The following is a 6055-nucleotide window of genomic DNA, read 5'->3' as shown; positions in this document are numbered from 1 at the left end:
TCATGTAAAGAGGTCAAGGCCACAAATTTGGCTGGTTTGAGTCGTATTTTATCGTAATCCATAAGGAGGATAATGTCTCGCGAGTTATTATAAAATAATTTTGTCAATATTCACTATTGTTGTCTGCCCAATTTACGAAGTCGTCAGATTTTTTTACGAAACTCATGTCTTTAACAAATTGTGGTTGAAAATATAAGCGTCCGCTATGAATTGTATTTTCTTTAAAAACACTTCTGTCAAAGTGTAAAACTGGAGTGGAGTTGTCGTCAACGAGCCAATATCCGAATTTTTCAATATGGGTCAACTTGATGACTTTTAAGTCTTGTGGTCTGACGAGATAAACTCTTGAGCCTTCTTTGAGCGCGTCACGAACAATAGTATCCTTGATTGTAGCAACTTTATTGTCGTAGTGATAATAAGGTAGGAACACAACGTCACCGAATGATTTTAAAAGTTTGTCAAACTCGCCTGCGTCGTCCGGATGTATGAAAAAGTTTATTTGTCTGCCCATGAATTATTTTGTCCAGCGTTGTCAATAATGGCAGCTAACATATATGTAACCGCCATAACCTCCTGCAATATACAAAAACAATACCCGCTTGTAGACGGCTACAATTACACCAATCCATACTAACAAAAAAATAGCACAAGGCTGTGATTTATCAGCAGTCCTGTGCTATTCAGGGAGATAGATTATTTATTTTCTTCCTCGGCACCGGCTATTCCGCCTCCTTCCACCAAATTGGCAAAGAGAATGCTGTTGAAAAACAGGCGCGTAGTGCCCAACCAATAACTGCGATAGGTCGGGTCGTCGGCAAACAGCACCACGCGCCCGTTGCTGATCGTACTTAAAATAATGGCAGCGCTGTTGCTTACTTTGCTGATGTTTTGTTTGGAAGCGTAGCCGTTGATAAAAGGCTTGTCAGTGTATTGAGCCACAGTGGCGTATTTATCCGTACTTTTTTGCAACAGTGTCGGGCCGTTTTTATTGATGAAAAGTTTACGGTCATTCAGTCCGAATGCAATGGGGTGCGTAATGTCAATATCAGCTTGGAAAATAGCACCATTAATTCGTTTGGAGCCTTCTACGTCCTGTTTACTCACAAATTCCAGACGTTCGGTGTTTTTAGTTGAAGCCACTTTTTCATCGGACTCTACTAATTTTTCTTTCACCAACTCATTTTGAATCGCCCAAGCGGTAGCAGTTTGAAACGTAATCAACGTGCCTCCGTCGGCTACCCACGCTTTGAGTTTGTCAATCACCGATTTGTCCCAGGTATTGTAATTACCGGCGGGCAACACGATAGTGGTGTATTTTTTCAACGACGCCTGTCGGAAGTATTGAAGATCGAGTTTCACGACGGGCATTCCCAATTGTTGATTTAACAAAAACCAAACCTGACCTGCTTCACTTGCGGTAATGCCCTGTCCAAACGCCAACGCCACTTCCGGCTTGCGAACTGTTTTTATGTTGTTGCTGCCGAGGTCAACTCCTGCGGCGCTGAAACCGGTAGAGGCAGCCGTAAAACGAACTTGACAGGTAAGGGCCACCTTTTGCAATTGGGCATACAGCGAATCAGCAGAAAGCGACTGCCCCGCAACAGGTACTACCAGAGTCCCGTAGCCATACGATTTTTTCTCGTTGCCAATGGCAGCCGTAAAAGGTTTAAAAGCGGTTTTGACCATTATATTTTTACTCAACAATTGGTACAATGCCTTACCGGCGTTATAGTCGGTATAGCTCAGCAGATACGCATAGGAAGATTTGCCTCCGTCTATTCCTCCTTGGGCAGCAACAGTGGCGGTAACGGGAGCGCCTTTGGTAAATCCGCTCGTCTTGATTTTGGCGTATTGCAGTCCATACGCATGAATGACACTCCAGCCCGTGTTGTCGTAAAACAGACTGTCTTTCAACGCAATTTCTTCAAAAAGCGAGTGAATGACCAGAAAATTGGGTTGCTCGGCAGGAACGATATAAGCTTTTCCTTTTTCGAAGTTTTTACCTTCAACTGAAGTAGTCGCCGCTACATCATACACTTGAATTCGGTGCTGCAACAGCAGGCCCAAAAACTTTTGGGTGAGCGATTCATCGCGGCTGTCCCCGAAAATATAAGCTTTGGCGGGATTGGCTTTTGCCTGTTCCAACCCGTATTTGAAAAGGTCTTTCTGGATTTTAAATAGGTTATTTTTTTCGGCAATAGCAGCTTTCAGGGAAGAAAAACTTGTTGCCAAATGATTGCGGATGGTAAACGAGAAGGTCAACGGACCGTTGGTGGTTTCTTTGACAATTCCGCCGCTGCCGGCTTCTTCAAAAGTAGCTGCCAAACTGCCGTAAAATTTAGGATAGGTAGAACCGTAAATGGGAGAGAGGTTATCGAAATTCTCTTTGGTAAAATAGAGCGAGCCTATTTCGTCCAAGGCTTTGGCGTGGTATTTGGCAAAAACGGCATTTTCATCGTACAAAAATTGAGGGATAATCGGACTTTCGTGCCGTTTGGGGGTAGGTTCAAAATAATAGGTCGCGTTTGGGCCCATTTCGTGAAAATCAATCTGTACGTTGGGGTACCATTGGTGAAAAAAGTCCACGCGGTTGCGACTTTCTACGTGGACCAGATTGAGCCAGTCGCGGTTGAGGTCAGCAAAATAATGGTTTGTGCGTCCGTTGGGCCATGCTTCCATGTGTTCTTTATCCAACGGATCGGCTACGGCCGGAAATGATTTATAACTATTGAACCAATTGGCCGCCCGGTCTCTTCCGTCGGGATTCAGCGAAGGGTCAATGAAGATAACGGCTTCCTTTAACCATTGGTTGGCCTCGTCGTCCTGAGCGGCGGCCAGATAATACCCCGCCAACATACTTACTTCTCCGCAAGAGCCTTCGTTTCCGTGGACACTGTAGCCCAGCATCACAACGACCGGGGCTTTACTGTCCAATACGGGCTTAGAAGGGTCAATGGAGGTGAGGTGTTCTTTCCTGATTTCTTCCAGACGACTGTAATTTTCAGGAGCGGTAAAGGTGACTACGATTTGCTCCCTTTCTTCATACGTTTTACCGATGGTTTGAACATGAACGCGATTGCTCGTTTTGGCCAATTCCCGGAAGTAAGCCACTATTTGATCGTGACGGGTGTAATGGGTTCCAATGGCATACCCTAAAAATTTTTCAGGTGTGGGAATGGCGGGGTCAAGTTTTGAGGCTTTGGGGAAATAATAACCGGTTTGGGCCAAGGCAAATTGACCGGTCATCAAAAGCAGGAAGACTGCTGTCCGAATACTTCGCATAGTTAGGTTGGTTTGTTGTGAGCTATTCAGTAAATGTAGATTTTTAATTTATGCCCAAAAAATATTTTCTTCATTTCCAGTGAATAGAAGGCATTTTTAGGGTTAAAAATTTGATATTATCCGTTTGTAAGCGGTTACAATCGCTTTTATCCAAATAGAAACGAGTAGCAACCGAATCCATTTTCGGCTATCCTGCACTTTTGCATTGTCAATTCGGAACAAGCCCATTGACAGCAAAACAAATCACAAACACAAAACTTTAAGGGACATGAACAAGGTAACATTGGTAGGTAACGTAGGTAAAGAAGTAATCATGCGTACGTTTGAAAATGGAAAATTGGCCTCTTTCACGCTGGCAACGAAGGAAACCTATACCAATAGGAAAAATGAAGAAGTTGTCAGTACTACCTGGCACAATTTGGTGGCTTTTGGTAAAGTAGCAGATGTGTGTCAGCGGATGGTTGCCAAAGGTAAATTGATTTCGGTAGAAGGCAAAATCAATCATCGTTCGTACAAAATCAATGAAGACAAGGTGATGTACGTAAGCGAAATTCAGGTGTATAAGATAACGGAAGTAGTAAAAAATAACAAAGAGTAAATTAGCTCTTACTAACTTTGATTTTGGGAGGGCGGCAGATTTAACAGCCATGAATTAATAGGGGAGAGGGGTATGAAAACAAAGGGGATTCGGGATTTCTTACCCATTTAGTAGGGAATTTCCTCCCCATTTTGGGTAATGGTGTAGCCATACAAAAGAGACGAATGCTTATTTAGAAGATGAGTTATCGGGGGGATGCGGTTTGAAAGGCCTTTCGTATACAAATTAGGGAATAGAACTGCGTCCCCTTTGCAAATCGCTTATTTTTAGTTTGCTAAGGCATCGTTTTTTAATTGGTTTAACAAAAAAACGGTTAAACTATGAATAAGGTCAGCGTCTACATTATCATTTTATTCCTACTTTTTACGTTGGCGATTTCCTGCAAAGGTCAAATAACAAGTACAACGACCAAAGAAACCAGGATTACGATGAGTATCAGGGATACTCTGCTTCCACCTTTCAGCACCAAATCAGTCACGAATTTCAGTAAGGTAATCGGTTGGAAAGAAGGGCAAACGCCAAAGGCTCTGGATGGATTTACGTCGCCGTTAACGGCGATATTTTTGTTGCTGAATAGTGCCATTTTGAAGGGTATTCAAAAGATAGGAACCCAAATTGCGCTTAAAATAAAAACCCAGCATGTCGGAGAAAGCGCCAATCGAATTACGCTGTTCAGGGATTCCAATAAAGATGGGGTATTTGAAAGTCGCCACGTTTTTTTGGAAGGATTGAATCAGCCCTTTGGGATGTTGATATTGAACAATAAATTTTACGTGGGTAATACAGATGCCCGACCCAAGGATGAAAGACGACCCACATCCTGAATTGGTCAAAAAAACTATCATACCCGATATTTCTTCGGGAGCACATACGGCCTCTTTAGACGTGGCTTTCTACGAAAAAAAAGCGTTTCCGGCTAAGTACCACAACGGAGCGTTTATTGGTCAACACGGCTCCTGGAATCGTTCGGAATTGTCAGGATATAAAGGGGGAGGGGCTTTTGACAATGGAAAACCGTCGGGAAAACCGGAAGACTTTTTAACGGGCTTTATTGCCGATATTGACAAAAGTGAAGTGTATGGCCGACCCGTTTGCGTAGCTTTTTTGGCCGATGGATCCATGCTCGTCACAGATGACGTCAATAATACAATTTGGCGAGTAAGAGCAGATAATACAACAGATAAACAATGAAGCTGTTTAAACTTTGAATAAATATTCCCAAAGAAGTGTGAATTTTGAGTTGCGAAATCAAACACAACACCTAATGGGAATATTAAGTAAAAGTACAATTGAAAAATGGATTTTGCCACATCTGACAGTTGGAGAGCGTGTCTTTGAGACAACAGTACCATTAACAGAGATAGTTGACGGGGCCGCCCGCGCGGTGTATTTTTCACCGCTTGAAAACAGGCTGTCAATGGCGTGAATTACCGACAAAAGAATTTTTTAGTGATAAGATTTTGAACTGGAACTCGGTTTTTTACTATTATAACAAATGCGGGGCCGCCCGTGCGGTCAAAATCAGGGTGCTGGCAAAAAATATGGATTAAATTATTAGGGGAACATCTGCGCTATTTAGACCTGTCAAGTATTGAATTAGATGGTTCTCATACACCTGCCAAAAATGGTGGAGATGCTGTTGGCTACCAAGCGGGGCGCCCCGTGGCGTCGTAAGGCTTTCAAAACAACAAACTCTTTATTTATATCAGATAATCAAGCGGGGCCGCCCGTGCGGAGTTATATTAGGTATGTCAACACCACAAGAAGGACAACACTGCACGGGCGGCCCCGCATGATTTGTTTGAGATAAAGACATTATTCAGAGAAATATGTGACTTATTAAAAAAAGCAGGAATAAATCTCGACGGGTTATTTCTTAATGCGGACCGCCCGGGCGGCCCCGCCGGGATTTGATTCTGATAGTTTTCGAGAGACCTGTAGTGAGGAAAATATAATAGCAAATGTTAAACCAAACCCAAGAAATCAAACCGAAGTAACAAAAACAGAACCCTACAAAAGTGGTACTCATATATTTGATGAGGAGTTATATCGGGACAGATCTGTGATTGAACATTCAAACGCTTGGATTGATGGGTTTAAAGCCCTTTTAGTGAGGTTTGAATTTTCAGTCAAAAATTGGATGTCATTGCATTTTATGGCATTCTCAGTCATTTT

5 protein-coding genes are annotated in these 6055 nt (G+C 42.8%); 3 read left to right on the top strand and 2 right to left on the bottom strand.

The window, feature by feature from the left end:
* Nucleotides 1-103: 103 nt before the first annotated feature.
* The gene (locus Q0081_RS09610; protein ID WP_298352010.1) at nucleotides 104-511 is read right to left on the bottom strand and encodes a hypothetical protein; all 408 of its coding nucleotides are present in this window, start codon (nucleotides 509-511) and stop codon (nucleotides 104-106) included.
* Nucleotides 512-693: 182 nt separating this feature from the next.
* Nucleotides 694-3282: a M14 family zinc carboxypeptidase gene (locus Q0081_RS09605; protein ID WP_298352007.1), complete on the bottom strand. Its 2589-nt coding sequence runs from the start codon at nucleotides 3280-3282 to the stop codon at nucleotides 694-696.
* 268 nt (nucleotides 3283-3550) lie between these two features.
* On the opposite strand from Q0081_RS09605, the gene Q0081_RS09600 reads away from it, so the two are divergent.
* The 3 genes from Q0081_RS09600 to Q0081_RS09590 all read left to right on the top strand — a co-directional run bounded on the left by Q0081_RS09600 (nucleotide 3551) and on the right by Q0081_RS09590 (nucleotide 5071).
* Nucleotides 3551-3880 (top strand): single-stranded DNA-binding protein, encoded by a 330-nt coding sequence (locus Q0081_RS09600; protein WP_298352003.1) that lies wholly within the window; start codon nucleotides 3551-3553, stop codon nucleotides 3878-3880.
* A gap of 320 nt (nucleotides 3881-4200) precedes the next feature.
* Nucleotides 4201-4704 (top strand): hypothetical protein, encoded by a 504-nt coding sequence (locus Q0081_RS09595; protein ID WP_298352001.1) that lies wholly within the window; start codon nucleotides 4201-4203, stop codon nucleotides 4702-4704.
* A complete protein-coding gene (locus Q0081_RS09590; protein ID WP_298351998.1) occupies nucleotides 4682-5071 on the top strand; it encodes a hypothetical protein in 390 nt (129 codons plus the stop codon). Before Q0081_RS09595 ends, Q0081_RS09590 begins: the two co-directional genes overlap by 23 nt.
* The last annotated feature ends 984 nt before the right edge of the window (nucleotides 5072-6055 follow it).

It is taken from the genome of Runella sp., from assembly GCF_027484545.1.
Taxonomy (GTDB): Bacteria; Bacteroidota; Bacteroidia; order Cytophagales; family Spirosomataceae; genus Runella.
This window is presented reverse-complemented; position numbering and strand designations above follow the sequence as displayed.